This window comes from Klebsiella sp. P1CD1, assembly GCF_003790505.1.
Taxonomy (GTDB): domain Bacteria; phylum Pseudomonadota; class Gammaproteobacteria; order Enterobacterales; family Enterobacteriaceae; genus Klebsiella; species Klebsiella variicola.
Genome location: NZ_CP033631.1, coordinates 828,395 through 844,061 on the forward strand (window position 1 = coordinate 828,395; position 15,667 = coordinate 844,061).

The window sequence follows — 15,667 nt, forward strand, 5'->3', positions numbered from 1 at the left end:
GGACCGCCTCTGCGTTTACTCGTTCAGAAATAACTCGAGAAGGGAATTCAAAAACAGCTTACCGTGCTCGGTAATCTGCCAGTTCTGCTCGTCTTCCTGCAGATAGCCCTGGGCTATCGCCGCGTCCAGCTGCGGGCGGATCGCCGCTTCATCAAGACCGGTATAGCGACTAAATTCTGCGCGCGGCGCGGCCTCCAGCAGGCGGAAACGGTTCATAAAGAACTCGAACGGTTTATCCGCCTCTTCCACATCATGCTGACGCTCGAGGTAACGGCCTTCCATATACCCGCGCGGGTGGCGGGTTTTGGCGGTCCGCAGAATGCGTCCGTCAGGGAAGGTTATCTTACCGTGCGCGCCGCAGCCGATGCCGAGGTAGTCGCCAAAGCGCCAGTAGTTGAGATTATGCTGACACTGGAAGCCCGGTTTAGCGTAGGCGGACGTCTCGTACTGCTGATAGCCAGCGGCGCTTAGCAATTGATGTCCCTGCTCGAAAATATCCCATAGCGCGTCGTCATCCGGCAGCACCGGCGGCCGGGAGCCGAACAAGGTGTTCGGCTCAATGGTCAGCTGGTACCACGACAGGTGCGGCGGGTTGAGGGCAATCGCCTGACGCAGATCGTCCAGCGCCTCCTCCAGCGACTGGTCCGGCAGACCGTGCATCAGGTCGAGATTGAAGCTGCGCAGGCCGAGGCCGCTGGCGAGACGTGCTGCGCGCTTGGCCTCCTCTGGACCGTGGATCCGCCCCAGGCGCTGCAGCTTCGGTTCGCTAAAGCTTTGTACGCCGATGGAGATACGGTTCACCCCGGCGCGCTGGTAATCAACGAAGCGATCGGCCTCCACGGTGCCCGGGTTGGCTTCCATGGTGATTTCCGCCCCGGCGGCCAGCGGCAGGCAGGCGCGGACGCCATCCAGCAGAGTTTGCATGGCCGGGCCGGACAGCAGGCTCGGCGTACCGCCGCCGATAAAAATAGTGCCTATTTCCCGTCCCTGGGCATATTGCGCATCGGCCTGCAGGTCGTTTAGCAGATGCTGGACGTAATCGTCATGCGGCACCTCGCCTTTCAGCGCATGCGAATTAAAGTCGCAGTACGGGCATTTCTGCACGCACCAGGGAATATGAATATAGAGACTCAGCGGCGGCAAATTAGCCATTACGTAATGCTTCCAGTAACAGTTTTAGCGCTTGCCCACGATGGGAAATCGCACTCTTTTCTTCACGGCTCAGTTCGGCCGCGGTTTTCCCTTCTGACGGGACGAAGAAGATCGGGTCGTAGCCGAAGCCACCTGTACCAGCGGCTTGTCGGGTGATTACCCCAGGCCAGCTGCCGTGGCACACCAGCGGCGTGGGATCTTCGGCATGGCGCAGATAGACCAGCACACAGTGGAACTGCGCCTGACGCTGGTCGTCCGGCACGTCCTTTAACGCGTCGAGCAGCTTTTCAAGATTCTGCTGGTCGGTGGCGTCGACGCCGGAATAGCGGGCGGAGTAAATACCCGGTGCGCCGCCAAGCGCATCGACGGCCAGACCGGAATCGTCAGCGATGGCCGGCAGGCCGGTGATCTGCGCCGCATGACGCGCTTTCAGAATCGCGTTTTCAATAAAGGTCAGGCCGGTCTCTTCCGCAGAGTCCACGCCCAGCTCGGTCTGAGCGACGATATCGAGACCAAAATCTTCCAGCAGCGAGGCCAGTTCGCGCACTTTACCGGCGTTGCCGGTCGCGAGGACGACTTTTTGCATGATGAATCCTGTTTATTCAGTTAGCGCCGCGACCGCAGTCGGGATCTGTTGTGGGGCGATGATTTTAACTTGCTTATGGCGACCCAGCTCGCCTTTTTCAATCAGTACCTGGCTTTTGGCTACGCGGAACTGTTTGGCGAGAAATTTCACCAGGTGGGCATTGGCCTGGCCATCAACGGGCGGGGCGGTAATGGCGACTTTAAGCTCGTCGCCATGTACGCCCACGATGCTATCGCGGCTGGCCTTCGGCTGAATATACAGCCTGAGCACCAGCCCCTCAGCGCAGGTTTCAACGGCACTCATAGCGCCATCCACAGCCCCGGCAGCAGCACGTTACCGGTGGCCTGCAGCACTTCGGCGACGCCCATATTAATCACGTACAGCAGCAGCACCAGTACCATCGGTGAGAAATCGATACCGCCCATCGACGGCAGCAGGTTGCGGATAGGGCGCAGCAGCGGGTCCGCCAGCTGCATCAGCACGTACTCCACCGGACTACGGCCCTGGCTGACCCAGCTCATGATCGCCATCAACAGCAGCACCCAGAAGATCAATGAGCCGATGGTTTTCAGCAGAATAAGCAGGGCGGAGATCCAGATGATCGGCTGGAAGGTGATCACCATAAACAGCACGATCGCTTTGATGACGCAGAGAATAAATGCCACCAGCAGCGAGGCGCTGTCAATCGGCCCCATCGCCGGGATAATCCGGCGCAGCGGCCCGACAATCGGCTGGGTGGCCTTCACCACAAACTGCGAAAACGGGTTGTAAAAGTCGCAGCGCGCCCACTGCATCCAGACGCGTAACAACACGACCATCGTGTAAAGCTCAATGACCGTTGAAAGCAGGAAAGTCAACGTCTTCATGGCGTTCCTCAGATTCCTTATTATTTGCTGTAGTCGCGCGCACCAAAAATAGCTGTGCCGATGCGCACCATCGTGCTTCCCGCCGCGATTGCGGCTTCCATATCGTCCGACATTCCCAGAGACAACGTATCGACCGTGGGGTACCGCGTTTTTAATCGCGCAAATGCTACCGCCATTTGCTGGGCGACGGCAAACTGCCTTACATATTCTGACTCAGGCGCGGGGATGGCCATCAGACCGCGCAGCTCCAGATGAGGTAACTCAGCGATCTCCGCCGCTAATGCATCGAGTGCTTCCAGCGGGATACCGGATTTACTCTGCTCATCGCTGATATTGATTTGAATTAGCACCTTCAGCGGCGGCAGATGCGCCGGGCGCTGTTCGTTCAGGCGGGTGGCGATTTTCAGCCGATCGACGGTGTGGCACCAGTCAAAATGCTCTGCCACCAGCCGGCTTTTGTTGGACTGCAGGGGGCCAATAAAGTGCCACTGCAGCCCACTGACGCCGGCCTGCTGGAAATGGTTAATCTTCTCCACGCCCTCCTGGACGTAGTTTTCACCAAATGCCCGCTGGCCTGCCGCGATGGCTTCTTCGATCGCGCTCGCAGGTTTTGTTTTACTCACTGCAAGCAATGTCACTTCTTCTGGCGCACGCCCGCAACGAGCGGCGGCACCGGAGATTTTGTCCCGGACCTGTGCCAGGTTATGCGCAATATCGTTCATATTCCGAGGATGAGTTATGAAGCTGGAAGAAATCGTAGCCCTTAGTGTAAAGCATAATGTCTCCGATCTACACCTGTGCAATTCCGCCGCACCGCGCTGGCGGCGGCAGGGCAAGCTGGAGCCCGCCCCGTTTCCCGCGCCGGATATCCCGGATTTACTCAACTGCTGGCTTGATGCCGCACAGTTACAGCATTGGCAGGAACAGGGCCAGATTGACTTTGCGCTGACCCTGGCCTGCGGTTTGCGGCTGCGCGCCAGCGCTTTCGCCCATACGCGTGGAATATCGCTGGTGCTACGCCTTCTGCCTGAACAGTGCCCGCGTCTGGAGACGCTGGGCGCCCCGCCTGCGCTGAGCGAGCTGCTGGCGGAAGAGAGTGGTTTGCTGTTGGTCACCGGAGCGACGGGCAGCGGCAAGTCGACCACCCTGGCGGCGATGGTGGGGCATCTCAACCAGCGTCTTGATGGCCATATTCTGACCCTGGAGGACCCGGTGGAGTTTATTCATCACAGCGAGCGCTGCCTGATCCTGCAGCGGGAGATTGGCCGTCATTGTCCTTCGTTCGCCGCGGCGCTCCGCGTGGCGCTGCGCCAGGATCCGGATGTGATCCTGCTCGGGGAGCTACGCGACAGCGAAACCATTCGTCTGGCGTTAACGGCTGCGGAGACCGGACATCTGGTAATGGCGACATTACATACCCGCGGCGCGGCGCCGGCGGTGGAGAGATTGATCGATGTCTTTCCGGCAGAGGAGAAAGATCAGGTTCGTAGTCAGCTGGCCGGAAGCCTGTGCGCGGTGCTGGCGCAAAAATTGTTGCCTGCACGTCAGGGCGGCAGAGTTGCGCTATACGAGCTTTTGGTCAATACCCCCGCAGTAGCTAACTTGATCCGTGAAGGAAAAGTGCACCAGTTGCCCGGCATAATGCAGACCGGGATGCAGGCCGGAATGCTGACATTTACGCAGAGTTTTCAGCAACGTGTCGCCGCAGGCGAGCTGTAAGAGCAGCGTGAAGCAGACAGGGCGGGTTAAATGATATGTTAACTGAATGTTTGATGGCTGTTTATTTATATTATTTGGTAATACAAATAACCATTCTGAATCAATTCAAATAACACATTCAGTTGCGATATGTCGACAGTGAATACGCATTTCCAGGAAAAAAGTTTGATTACCTTTTGACAGCTTTGAGGTGTTCGATTTATGCTGTTTACGGGAATAGGATGATTCTCATGGAATAACGTTTCAATTTGTAAACTGCCAAGGCTATTTATAAATTCACGACTGTTTGTATATTTTTTTATTCATTTAACCACCATGGCGGTGGGTAGCAGCTAAGGAGAGTTTTAAGTGATTAATTTAAATGGAAATTCATTATCTTCTCGTCAGGTCACATTTATTACCCATCCGTCAATTCAGAGCAAAGCTTTTGCCAGCTATCTGAGCGAAACCCTGATGGCACCAGTGGTTTTACAAAATATTAATAAACCACTGGCACAACGCCTGGCGAAAGATTCTGTAATATTATTTGATATCGCAGTGTCAAATAAGAAATTAAATGGGGTATGGCGAGACATTATTCGACTGCAGGCAGATAATCCTCGTTTGTTGATTATTAATAGCGCACAAAAGTATGAGTTATACGAAATGGCGCAGTGGCCGGCTTTATATGGCGTGTTCCGCCATGACGATGATGAATCGCGCTTAATTGAGGGCGTTAAGGCCGTACTAAACGGCGAACAGACGGCTGAATTGAGCGTGATGCACCCGGCGATGTACGCTGCGGACCATGCATCGGCGCCCGTTGAGAACTCGCCACTCACCGAGCGGGAATGTGAGATCCTCAACGAGCTGCGCTGTGGGGCGACGAATCTGGATATTGCCCGTGCCCTGTTTATCAGCGAGAACACGGTGCGTACGCACCTGTACAATGTGTTTCGTAAACTGAGCGTGAAGAATCGCACTCAAGCGGTGAGCTGGGCGAACGAACATCTGCGCCACTAAGCGGTCGGAAGCGCGCCGTCAGCAATTTGCCGGCGGCGCAGGAGAGCAGAGCCTAAAAGCTCTGCTCGAAGTAGCTTTCCAGAATGACCACGGCTGAGGCCGAATCAACGCTGCCTTTATTCAGCGCGCGGTAGCCGCCGTGTTCAAATAAGCCTGCCCGAGCCTCCACCGTACTCAGACGTTCATCGTGAAGGACGATCGCGACGCCAAAGCGGCCATGAATTTTATTGGCGAAATTCCGCGCGCGCGCCGTCAGCGGTTGCTCGGTGCCGTCCATATTCAGCGGCAGGCCAACGATCACCGCCTCAGGCTGCCACTCTTTGAGCAGTTTTTCGATGACATTCCAGTCTGGTTTACCGTCCTGCGCCTTCAGCGCCGGTAACGGTCGCGCGGTAGCGGTGATGCGTTGCCCCACCGCCACGCCGATGCTTTTGGTGCCGAAATCAAAGCCGAGAAAGGTTCCGCTCATCATGCATGCCCCGCGACGCCTGGCATCGTCACAATGTCGATACCAATCAGTTTCGCCGCCTCGCGCCAGCGATCGGCGATGGGCGTGCGGAAGAGAATATTCTGGTCGGCAGGGGCGGTAAGCCAGGCATTATCTAAAATCTCCTGCTCCAGTTGCCCTTTCTCCCATGAGGAGTAGCCCAGCGCCACCAGTACGTTGCCCGGCTGCCTGTCGGTACCTAAGGTTTCAAGAACATCCCGCGAGGTGGTGACCACTGTGTTATCCGAAATGCGGATACTCGAGGAGAAGTCAGAGGGCGGGGTATGCAGAATAAAACCGCGGTCTTCCGCCAGCGGGCCGCCCAGCATCACCGGTTTATCCAGACGGATCTCCGGATTGCGCGGCTCCGGAACAATCTTGAGCTTCTCAAGGATCCCTTCCACCTGCAGATTTTCCAGCGGCTTATTGATAATAATGCCCATGGCTCCCTCGTCGTTATACTCGCAGATATAGACCACGGAGCGGCGGAAAATCGGGTCCTGAAGCGCAGGCATGGCAATCAGAAAGTGATGCTGTAAATTCATTGTCAGAGGTTCTGTTCCTGGTTCAAAAAGCAACACCCAGTATGCGGGCAAAGTAGAATAGTGTCGATGCACTTTATCTGGCTGGCGCCCGAGTGGCGCCTGGCTGGCAGCGTTTCACGAGCGCGGTCAACCGCGCTCGCTGCGCCATGAGCGGACGTTTATCCGCCCTGGTGTTTATTTGGTGATACGTCTTTCGATAGCGTCCATCAGCATGCCGGTGATCGAAATATCCGGGAAGGCGGCTTCGATTTCGCGTACGCAGGTGGGGCTGGTGACGTTAATTTCCGTCAGACGGTCGCCGATGATATCCAGGCCGACGAAGATAAGACCTTTGGCTTTCAGCGTCGGGCCGACGCGGCGGGCAATTTCCCAGTCGCTTTCGGTCAACGGGCGAGCTTCGCCACGGCCGCCGGCGGCCAGATTACCGCGGGTCTCGCCACCCTGCGGAATACGCGCCAGGCAGTAAGGCACCGGCTCGCCGTCCACCACCAGCACGCGCTTGTCGCCGTCTTTAATGGCGGGCAGATAGTTCTGCGCCATGCAGTAGCGGCTGCCGAGCTCGGTCAGGGTCTCCGTGATCACGCCAAGGTTCGGATCGCCGGCTTTGACGCGGAAAATAGAGGCACCGCCCATGCCGTCGAGCGGTTTCATGATGATATCGCCGTGTTTTTCCCAGAAGGCCTTCAGCTGGGCTTTATTGCGGGTGACCAGCGTTTCCGGCGTCAGTTCTGAGAACCAGGCGGTGAACAGTTTCTCGTTACAGTCGCGCAGGCTCTGCGGCTTGTTGACGATAAGCGTGCCTTTCTCTTCCGCCCGCTCCAGGATGTAGGTGGCATAAATAAATTCGGTATCGAACGGCGGATCTTTACGCATCAAAATAACGTCAAGATCGGCCAGCGGCAGATCCTGCTCACCGGTGAAGTCATACCATTTATCGTAGTTCTGTTCGACGCTCAGCGTGCGCGTACGGGCGCGGGCTTCGCCGTTGATCAAATAGAGGTCGTTCATCTCCATATAATGGAGTTCATAGCCGCGACGTTGCGCTTCCAGCAACATAGCGAAGCTGGTGTCTTTCTTGATGTTGATGGTTGCGATGGGATCCATCACGATGCCGAGCTTGATCATGGTTCTTCTCCGTTAACGCCTCAACCTAAGTCGCCAAAACGCACCTGCAGGGCGGTGATGGCGGTGAGCGCAGTAGTCTCTGTACGCAGAACGCGCGGTCCCAACAGGATATCAGTAAACTGGTATTGCGCGGTCATCGCTATCTCTTCTGCCGATAGCCCACCTTCCGGACCAATCAGCAAACGGACGCGTTCAACCGGTAGCGGCAGCGTATTAATGCTGGCGCTGGCGCGCGGGTGCAGGTTGAGCTTCATCCCGCTGTCCTGCTCGGCGCACCACTCTTCCAGCTGCATGGCCGGACGTATTTCCGGTACCACATTACGACCGCTCTGTTCGCAGGCGGCAATAGCGATTTTCTGCCACTGCTGGATCTTCTTCTGCAAACGTTCGGCGTCCAGTTTAACGCCGCAGCGCTCGGAAAACAGTGGCGTTATGAGGCTTACCCCGAGTTCGATCGATTTCTGGATAGTAAATTCCATTTTTTCACCGCGCGACATCACCTGGCCTAAGTGAATATGCAGCGGCGATTCACGATCGTCGGGTTCGCCGCTGAGCACTTCAACCGTGACATTTTTCTTGCCGGCCTCGGTGATGACGGCTTCAAATACCTGGTTACTGCCGTCAAAAAGCTGTAGGTGCTGACCTGCGGTCATGCGCAGGACGCGACCGACGTGGTTGGCCGCGTCATCGCTCAGCGCAATCTGGCTGCCGACAGTGAGGCGTTCTGGATGATGGATGCGAGGAATGCGCATGCTTGATATTCCGTTCGTTGCGCAGATGCCAGCTTCCCGCCACCGGGCGGGAAGCACAGGGCTGCAAATTAACAATTGCCGCTAGTGTAGGTTAGCTCTTTTGCGCCTGGCAAGCCTGCTGGACATACGGATTATGGTTGCCCTGCACTTTCGCGATGCGCTCATCGCGCTCACATTCCCAGGCGGTGACCGGGTACTGTTTATCCCAGGCGGTAAACAATTGAGTTTGCTGGCGGGAAAGATTCAGCTGGTAGCGGTCGCGCATATAGAAGTAGGTGCGGGCGATAGCGCCGCGGGCGCGGGCAGGGGGCTCGGCGACTTTATCTTTAAAATCGACCTTCATGGTGCACTGGCCGTACTGGCCTTCACCGCCGTTCCACTGGCTGTACATAAAGTTGCCGCGATCGCCATTGACTTCCCCTACCGCCGGCTGCAGGTTGTGCATATCGCTTTCCATCTTGCGGTACTCCGGATCTTTGGCGCAGTTTTGCCGCCCGCCTTCCTGCCAGCACTGGCGCTGATGGCCGAACTGCCACGCCGGCACCACGTGTTCCCATTCAACCCGGCTGGCGCGGTTCTCATTTTTACGCACTTTATAGCCGCAAGATTCCAGATCGATAACGCCTTTTTTACCCTGCCAGTCGATTTTACAGCCGCAATAAAAGTCGCCCGGAACGTCGGCGTTCACTTTGACGCCAGCGGCCTTGGCCTGGGAAAAACTATTAATACCGGCGGCCGCGAGCGGGCCACTGACTGCCGTGCTCAATACCGCAACGGCTAAAATATGCATACGGGACATCGTTAACTCCGTGTCAAAACGAGCCCGCAACGTAGCGAATGAGGGTGCTGGATGCAATCAGTCAGATCAGAAAGTTTCTAATAAATTCTGATGGTTATTTTTCAGCCACCAGCAGATCGCCGCAGTGAACGCAGCGGTAGGTGGCCTCGCCGCGCACCACCCGGTTATGGCGACGGACGGTGAGCTGATGCTGCTGACAGCGACAGCGGTAGGGGAAGGTGTTCTGGCGGACCGAATCGAGTTCAAAACGGTGAGTGCGACGCGCGGGAACGCCAAGGACGTTCTCCATCATCCATTTCCACTCTTTACCGTGCGGCGCGACGCGGCCAAAGTGCTGCCAGACCAGCAGGTGCGCCAGCTCGTGCGGCACCACTTCATCGATAAACTCCTGCTGATTTTCCAGCAGCAGCACCGGATTTAAACGAATTTCGTTTTTCTCCAGCCAGGCGGTGCCGGCGGAGGTACCGCGCTGCTGGTAGACCAGCGTCGGCTCAGCGTAGCGGCGTTCCAGTTTGAGGTTCGCTTTGGCGAGATGCTCCCGCAGGCTGCGCATCACGGCCTGCTGAATAGCGATGGGAATACGGGGTGTTTTCATAGCGCCAGAGGATAGTGCGACGGGCGGGGGAGAGCAAGAGGAAGCTTCCTCCCGGGAGGGGAGGAAGCTCAGGCGGGTTAGTCGCGGGCGCCGATTTCACGCAGCGGACGACCCTGCATCAGGTTACGTTCAATATGTTCCAGCGAGACGTTTTTGGTTTCCGGAATCAGCCAGATAGTCAGCAGGATAAACAGCACGTTCAGACCGCCGTACACCCAGAAGGTATTGGCGCTGCCCAGCGAGTTGAGCATGGTCAGGAAGGTGGCGCCGACAATCATATTGGCAATCCAGTTGGTCGCTGTGGAGCAGGTGATGCCGAAGTCGCGGCCTTTCAGCGGCTGGATTTCGGAACACAGTACCCAAATCAGCGGACCGGCGCTCATGGCGAAACCGACGATGAACATCAGCAGCATCAGGACGGCGATGTACTGCGCGGTAGAGGAGTGAATGCCGATGTGCATCATGCTACCCAGCACGCCCATGCCCGCGGCCATCACGATAAAGCCGAGGATTAGCGTTGGTTTACGGCCCCAGCGGTCGACCAGACCGATAGCGATAAAGGTGGCCAGCACGTTGGTCAGACCGACGATCACCGTCCCCCACATCTGCTCGGTGGTGTTGGCATAGCCCGCCAGTTCAAAAATCTTCGGTGCGTAGTACATGATGACGTTCATGCCGGTGAACTGCTGCATCACCTGCAGCAGAATACCGAGGAACACCGCGCGGCGGAAGTTACTGTTGTCTTTGAACAGCGACCAGCCGGACTGTTTCACCTTCAGGCTTTCGCGGATTTCGTCGAGCTCACGTTTCGCTTCGGCGCTGGTATCGCGCAGGCGCAGCAGCACGCGTTCGGCATCGACGAAGCGACGTTTGGCGGCGAACCAGCGCGGGCTGTCCGGCAGGAAGATAACGCCGATCAGCAGCAATACCGCCGGAATAATGATCACGCCGAGCATCCAGCGCCACGCGCCGCTGTAGCTGAAAGCGGTGTCAGAGAGATAGGCGCCGAGGATCCCGATGGTGATCATCAGCTGGTACATCGAAATCATACTGCCGCGGATTTTCTCTGGCGCGATTTCCGACAGATACAGCGGAGCCGTGTATGAAGCGACGCCCACCGCCAGGCCCAGCAGCACGCGGGAAACCAGCAGGATCTCGACGTTTGGCGCGGCAGCGGAGAACAGAGAGCCGGCGACAAAGAGGATGGCGCCGATCATCAGGCTTTTTTTACGGCCCAGTTTGAAGGAGAGCCAGCCGCTGCCGACCGCACCGACGGCAGCCCCGAACATCATGGAGCTGACCACCCACTCCTGGGTGTGGGCTGAAATCTGGAACTCATTGGCAATAAAGGGTAAGGCACCCGCAATAACACCGATATCAAGGCCGAACAGCAGGCCAGCCAGCGCGGCGAGGAAACAGACGAAGAACGTCATAGTCTTGTTCGAACGCCCTTGTTTTTTGTTGTCAGGCATAACGCCCTCCAGTTGAGTTATTGATTCTGTCGATGGTTAGGGTAGGACACTCGACGGTAAAAAAACGTGATTATAGTCACGGCTGTGTAATCGTTTACACAAAGGTAAAGAAACGTAATCCATTAAATGCTTTTTAAATCAGCAGTATATACAAGGATAGTCGACATTTTGAAAAACGGTAATCAGAGTTGACCGAAACAATATGTAACATTGTGAAAAATACCCGCACGCTATGCCTGTTATGGAAACAAAGGGGCAGTCATCATAATGTAATCGCTTTCATCGCGTTACCGCGTTTCGCTGAAGCGAAGCGCAGGGGGGAGGGAGACGGAAACAAAAAGGCCAGCGCGAGGCTGGCCTTGAAGAGAGGAAGCAGGGGTTATTTCAGACCGGCCGCTTCGCGCAGCAGAGCCGCTTTGTCGGTTTTTTCCCATGGGAAATGCTCGCGACCAAAGTGACCGTAAGCCGCGGTTTCTTTGTAGATCGGGTGCAGCAGGTCCAGCATCTGAATCAGGCCGTACGGACGCAGGTCGAAGAACTCGCGCACCAGCAGGGTCAGCTGTTCAGAAGGCACTTTCTCGGTGCCGAAGGTTTCCACCATGATCGAAGTCGGTTCAGCGACGCCGATAGCGTAGGAGACCTGAATTTCACAACGATCGGCCAGGCCCGCGGCAACGATGTTTTTCGCCACATAGCGCGCCGCGTAGGCTGCGGAACGGTCAACTTTAGACGGATCTTTACCGGAGAACGCGCCGCCGCCGTGACGAGCCATGCCGCCGTAGGTATCAACGATGATCTTACGACCGGTCAGACCGCAGTCGCCCATCGGGCCGCCGATAACGAAACGTCCGGTCGGGTTGATGAAGAATTTGGTCGAAGCGTTCAGCCATTCGGTCGGCAGGGTCGGCTTGATGATCTCTTCCATCACCGCTTCCTGCAGGGATTTCTGGTCGATGTCTTCCGCGTGCTGCGTGGACAGAACCACCGCATCGATGCCGACGATTTTGCCGTCGTCATACTGGAAGGTCACCTGGCTTTTCGCATCCGGACGCAGCCACGGCAGGGTGCCGTTTTTACGCACTTCAGCCTGGCGCTGCACCAGACGGTGAGCATAGGTCACCGGCGCCGGCATCAGCACGTCGGTTTCGTTGGTCGCATAGCCAAACATCAAACCCTGGTCGCCTGCGCCCTGTTCCAGCGGGTCGGCACGGTCGACGCCCTGGTTGATGTCCGGAGACTGTTTACCAATGGCGCTCAGAACGGCACACGAGTTGGCGTCAAAGCCCATATCGGAATGCACGTAGCCAATTTCGCGGACGGTGTTGCGGGTGATCTCTTCGATATCAACCCATGCGCTGGTGGTGATTTCGCCGCCTACCAGCACCATGCCGGTTTTGACATAGGTTTCACATGCGACACGCGCTTTCGGATCCTGCTCGAGGATCGCATCCAGCACGGCATCAGAGATTTGGTCAGCAATTTTGTCAGGATGCCCTTCTGATACGGACTCAGACGTAAAAAGGTGTTTTGCCATATTTTATTTCACCTGTGGACGATTCGGATAGCTCATACTGTTGTGTAATGTGGCTTTGGTGGATAATCAGCGCAAAGCCGCGCAGGTAGCGACACGAGCAGTCTGAGTGTTAATCAGTATAGACGGATTAACTTCTGGATGGCTATTTTAGGTCAATTCTTGAGCCCATTTCCAGCCTTTTTTGATGGCGGTCGCATTTATGGGAAAACCCGCCTGGCAAATTTTCCTGACAACCGCGCAAACGCACACATTTTTATTTTGCTTTTTACCCTGCTTCTCGGTATAAAACGCCGCGCGCGGCTCATTAAAAAAGCGCACGGGGCATCGCCCTGTGGTGCCACTTCCAGCCGGGTTAAGCAGTCTGTATTTACAGAATCTCGCAGCGGCGTAGCGCCTGTTGCCCGGTATGTATAGCTTTGGCTTGTCGCCGACCCTGTCGCAGGGCGGTGTGGAGGTGATACCAGATAATGAACCAATGTTTTTCGCTTGATTCGTCGCGTCGTTCTGTCGCGCGTCAGCACTCCGCAACCTGCATCTCTCTCATGCAAACCAGCCGATGTTCACCCCATCTCGGCGCTTCTCAGGATTCCAGGGCCGGTCGGTCGTTAGAAAACTGAACAAGGGCGCTCTTGCCAGGCAAGAGTTTTCTCGTGGTTTCTCCGGACTGTCATACTCTGTTCGGCTACGTGTTTTACGATGATATGAATAAGAAACCGGTCGCGCAGTCGCAAAACCAGCAGATAGTGCTGGGCTTTAGGACTGTTCATGGGTTGTTATCGCATCTTTGGACTGCGATAGTAGTTAACTGTCTTACACTTATTATTAAAAATTGAGGTTCGCTATGTCTGACGACATGTCTATGGTTTCGCCTTCGTCAGCAGGCGAACACGGTGTACTACGTTCCATGCAGGAGGTAGCGATGAGCTCCCAGGAAGCCAGCAAGATGCTGCGTACTTATAATATTGCCTGGTGGGGCAATAACTATTATGACGTCAACGAACTGGGCCACATCAGCGTTTGCCCGGATCCGGACGTCCCGGAAGCGCGCGTGGACCTCGCGGAATTAGTCAAAGCCCGCGAGGCGCAAGGGCAACGTTTGCCGGCGCTGTTCTGCTTCCCGCAGATCCTGCAGCACCGCTTGCGCTCGATCAACGCCGCCTTCAAACGCGCGCGTGAATCGTACGGTTATAATGGCGATTACTTCCTTGTCTACCCGATTAAGGTTAACCAGCACCGTCGCGTGATTGAATCGCTGATCCATTCCGGCGAGCCGCTGGGACTGGAAGCCGGTTCGAAAGCCGAACTGATGGCCGTGCTGGCGCACGCCGGGATGACCCGCAGTGTCATCGTCTGTAACGGCTATAAAGACCGCGAATACATCCGTCTGGCCCTGGTGGGCGAGAAGATGGGCCACAAGGTCTATCTGGTCATCGAGAAGATGTCGGAAATCGCCATCGTGCTGGAAGAGGCCGAGCGCCTGAACGTGGTGCCGCGCCTTGGCGTGCGTGCGCGTCTGGCCTCGCAGGGCTCCGGAAAATGGCAATCCTCCGGCGGAGAGAAGTCCAAGTTTGGCCTCGCGGCGACCCAGGTACTACAGCTGGTCGAGATCCTGCGTGCCGCAGGGCACCTTGAGAGCCTGCAACTGCTGCACTTCCACCTCGGTTCGCAGATGGCCAATATTCGCGATATCGCCACCGGCGTGCGTGAATCCGCGCGTTTCTACGTCGAACTGCATAAGCTGGGCGTCAACATTCAGTGCTTTGACGTCGGCGGCGGTCTGGGCGTGGACTATGAAGGGACCCGCTCGCAGTCTGACTGCTCGGTGAACTACGGTCTGAACGAATACGCCAACAACATCATCTGGGCGATCGGCGATGCCTGCGAAGAGAACGGCCTGCCGCACCCGACGGTGATCACCGAATCCGGCCGCGCGGTGACCGCGCACCATACCGTGCTGGTTTCCAACATCATCGGCGTGGAGCGTAACGAATACACTGAGGCGACCCCGCCGGCGGAAGACGCCGCGCGTCCGCTACAGAGCATGTGGGAAACCTGGCTGGAGATGCACGAGACCGGCAACCGCCGCTCGCTGCGCGAATGGCTGCACGACAGCCAGATGGACCTGCACGATATCCATATCGGCTACTCCTCTGGCACCTTCAACCTGCAGGAGCGCGCCTGGGCCGAGCAGCTGTATCTGAACATGTGTCATGAAGTGCAGAAGCAGCTCGACCCGAGCAACCGCGCGCATCGTCCCATCATCGATGAGCTGCAGGAGCGGATGGCGGATAAAATCTACGTCAACTTCTCGCTGTTCCAGTCGATGCCGGATGCCTGGGGGATCGATCAGCTGTTCCCGGTGATGCCGCTGGAAGGGCTGAACAAGTCGCCGGAGCGCCGCGCGGTGCTGCTGGACATCACCTGCGACTCCGATGGCGCCATCGATCACTACGTGGACGGCGACGGGATCGCCACCACCATGCCGATGCCGGAGTACGACCCGGAGAACCCGCCGATGCTGGGCTTCTTTATGGTCGGCGCCTATCAGGAGATCCTTGGCAACATGCATAACCTGTTTGGCGATACCGAGGCGGTGGACGTGTTCGTCTTCCCTGACGGCAGCGTTGAGGTTGAGCTGTCCGACGAGGGCGATACCGTGGCGGATATGCTGCAGTATGTGCAGCTGGATCCGAACACGCTGCTGACCCAGTTCCGCGATCAGGTGAAAAATACCGGCCTGGACGACGCGCTGCAGCAGCAGTTCCTCGAAGAGTTTGAGGCGGGACTGTACGGCTATACTTATCTGGAAGACGAGTAACCATTGATGCCCGGTGGCTTAGCGCTTACCGGGCCTGCGAAGGTAGGCCGGATAAGGCGAAGCCGTCATCCGGCGGAATGCGATACTTACTTGAACCCGTATGCATTACCGGCGATAATTCACGCCAATAAGCGATTTATCTATCAAACCCTTCCTCGTCGGGCCTAACGACGCGGAGGGGTTTTTTTATACTTATTTTTTACGTTCCACGACTG

18 protein-coding genes are annotated in these 15,667 nt (G+C 56.7%); 5 read left to right on the forward strand and 13 right to left on the reverse strand.

Features of this window, described 5'->3' with window-relative positions; all coding sequences use genetic code 11:
- Window positions 1-15: 15 nt before the first annotated feature.
- From hemW to DTA24_RS04205, 5 genes are read right to left on the reverse strand one after another with little or no spacing between them, the layout of a single operon-like run.
- Window positions 16-1,152, reverse strand: a complete 1,137-nt coding sequence (hemW, locus tag DTA24_RS04185) for a radical SAM family heme chaperone HemW (RefSeq protein WP_016161832.1) — start codon at window positions 1,150-1,152, stop codon at window positions 16-18.
- On the reverse strand, window positions 1,145-1,738 hold the full coding sequence (locus tag DTA24_RS04190; protein ID WP_012540562.1) for an XTP/dITP diphosphatase: 594 nt from the start codon (window positions 1,736-1,738) through the stop codon (window positions 1,145-1,147). Before DTA24_RS04190 ends, hemW begins: the two co-directional genes overlap by 8 nt.
- Window positions 1,739-1,750: 12 nt before the next feature.
- Window positions 1,751-2,041 (reverse strand): DUF167 family protein YggU, encoded by a 291-nt coding sequence (yggU, locus tag DTA24_RS04195; protein ID WP_008806468.1) that lies wholly within the window; start codon window positions 2,039-2,041, stop codon window positions 1,751-1,753.
- Window positions 2,038-2,604: a YggT family protein gene (locus DTA24_RS04200; protein WP_004205182.1), complete on the reverse strand. Its 567-nt coding sequence runs from the start codon at window positions 2,602-2,604 to the stop codon at window positions 2,038-2,040. Before DTA24_RS04200 ends, yggU begins: the two co-directional genes overlap by 4 nt.
- Window positions 2,605-2,624: 20 nt before the next feature.
- Window positions 2,625-3,326 (reverse strand): YggS family pyridoxal phosphate-dependent enzyme, encoded by a 702-nt coding sequence (locus DTA24_RS04205; RefSeq protein WP_004205181.1) that lies wholly within the window; start codon window positions 3,324-3,326, stop codon window positions 2,625-2,627.
- A gap of 16 nt (window positions 3,327-3,342) precedes the next feature.
- Here DTA24_RS04205 and DTA24_RS04210 point away from each other — a divergent pair, with 16 nt between their 5' ends.
- Together DTA24_RS04210 and DTA24_RS04215 are read left to right on the forward strand one after the other, a co-directional pair.
- Window positions 3,343-4,323, forward strand: a complete 981-nt coding sequence (locus DTA24_RS04210) for a type IV pilus twitching motility protein PilT (RefSeq protein WP_042948086.1) — start codon at window positions 3,343-3,345, stop codon at window positions 4,321-4,323.
- Between the two features lie 348 nt (window positions 4,324-4,671).
- The gene (locus DTA24_RS04215; protein WP_086631387.1) at window positions 4,672-5,325 is read left to right on the forward strand and encodes a LuxR family transcriptional regulator; all 654 of its coding nucleotides are present in this window, start codon (window positions 4,672-4,674) and stop codon (window positions 5,323-5,325) included.
- A gap of 52 nt (window positions 5,326-5,377) precedes the next feature.
- Here the strand turns inward: DTA24_RS04215 and ruvX are convergent, their stop codons facing one another.
- The 8 genes from ruvX to metK all read right to left on the reverse strand — a co-directional run bounded on the left by ruvX (window position 5,378) and on the right by metK (window position 12,634).
- Entirely contained in the window at window positions 5,378-5,794 is a 417-nt protein-coding gene (ruvX, locus tag DTA24_RS04220) for a Holliday junction resolvase RuvX (RefSeq protein WP_012540565.1), read from the reverse strand.
- Window positions 5,794-6,357, reverse strand: a complete 564-nt coding sequence (locus DTA24_RS04225) for a YqgE/AlgH family protein (RefSeq protein WP_012540566.1) — start codon at window positions 6,355-6,357, stop codon at window positions 5,794-5,796. Before DTA24_RS04225 ends, ruvX begins: the two co-directional genes overlap by 1 nt.
- Window positions 6,358-6,531: 174 nt before the next feature.
- The gene (gshB, locus tag DTA24_RS04230) at window positions 6,532-7,482 is read right to left on the reverse strand and encodes a glutathione synthase (protein ID WP_008806462.1); all 951 of its coding nucleotides are present in this window, start codon (window positions 7,480-7,482) and stop codon (window positions 6,532-6,534) included.
- Window positions 7,483-7,502: 20 nt separating this feature from the next.
- The gene (gene rsmE, locus DTA24_RS04235; RefSeq protein ID WP_123836572.1) at window positions 7,503-8,234 is read right to left on the reverse strand and encodes a 16S rRNA (uracil(1498)-N(3))-methyltransferase; all 732 of its coding nucleotides are present in this window, start codon (window positions 8,232-8,234) and stop codon (window positions 7,503-7,505) included.
- A gap of 91 nt (window positions 8,235-8,325) precedes the next feature.
- A complete protein-coding gene (endA, locus tag DTA24_RS04240; protein WP_008806460.1) occupies window positions 8,326-9,033 on the reverse strand; it encodes a deoxyribonuclease I in 708 nt (235 codons plus the stop codon).
- Window positions 9,034-9,127: 94 nt separating this feature from the next.
- Window positions 9,128-9,628: a SprT family zinc-dependent metalloprotease gene (locus DTA24_RS04245; RefSeq protein WP_008806459.1), complete on the reverse strand. Its 501-nt coding sequence runs from the start codon at window positions 9,626-9,628 to the stop codon at window positions 9,128-9,130.
- A gap of 77 nt (window positions 9,629-9,705) precedes the next feature.
- Window positions 9,706-11,100, reverse strand: a complete 1,395-nt coding sequence (locus DTA24_RS04250; protein ID WP_008806458.1) for a sugar porter family MFS transporter — start codon at window positions 11,098-11,100, stop codon at window positions 9,706-9,708.
- 379 nt (window positions 11,101-11,479) lie between these two features.
- Window positions 11,480-12,634 (reverse strand): methionine adenosyltransferase, encoded by a 1,155-nt coding sequence (metK, locus tag DTA24_RS04255; RefSeq protein WP_008806457.1) that lies wholly within the window; start codon window positions 12,632-12,634, stop codon window positions 11,480-11,482.
- Between the two features lie 138 nt (window positions 12,635-12,772).
- Between metK and DTA24_RS28700 the strand changes: the two genes are divergently transcribed.
- The 3 genes from DTA24_RS28700 to speA all read left to right on the forward strand — a co-directional run bounded on the left by DTA24_RS28700 (window position 12,773) and on the right by speA (window position 15,452).
- Entirely contained in the window at window positions 12,773-13,048 is a 276-nt protein-coding gene (locus DTA24_RS28700; RefSeq protein WP_136047534.1) for a hypothetical protein, read from the forward strand.
- A gap of 287 nt (window positions 13,049-13,335) precedes the next feature.
- A complete protein-coding gene (yqgB, locus tag DTA24_RS04265) occupies window positions 13,336-13,467 on the forward strand; it encodes an acid stress response protein YqgB (RefSeq protein ID WP_002916578.1) in 132 nt (43 codons plus the stop codon).
- Between the two features lie 8 nt (window positions 13,468-13,475).
- Window positions 13,476-15,452, forward strand: coding sequence for a biosynthetic arginine decarboxylase (gene speA / locus DTA24_RS04270; protein ID WP_008806456.1), 1,977 nt, complete (start codon window positions 13,476-13,478; stop codon window positions 15,450-15,452).
- Window positions 15,453-15,667 lie beyond the last annotated feature (215 nt).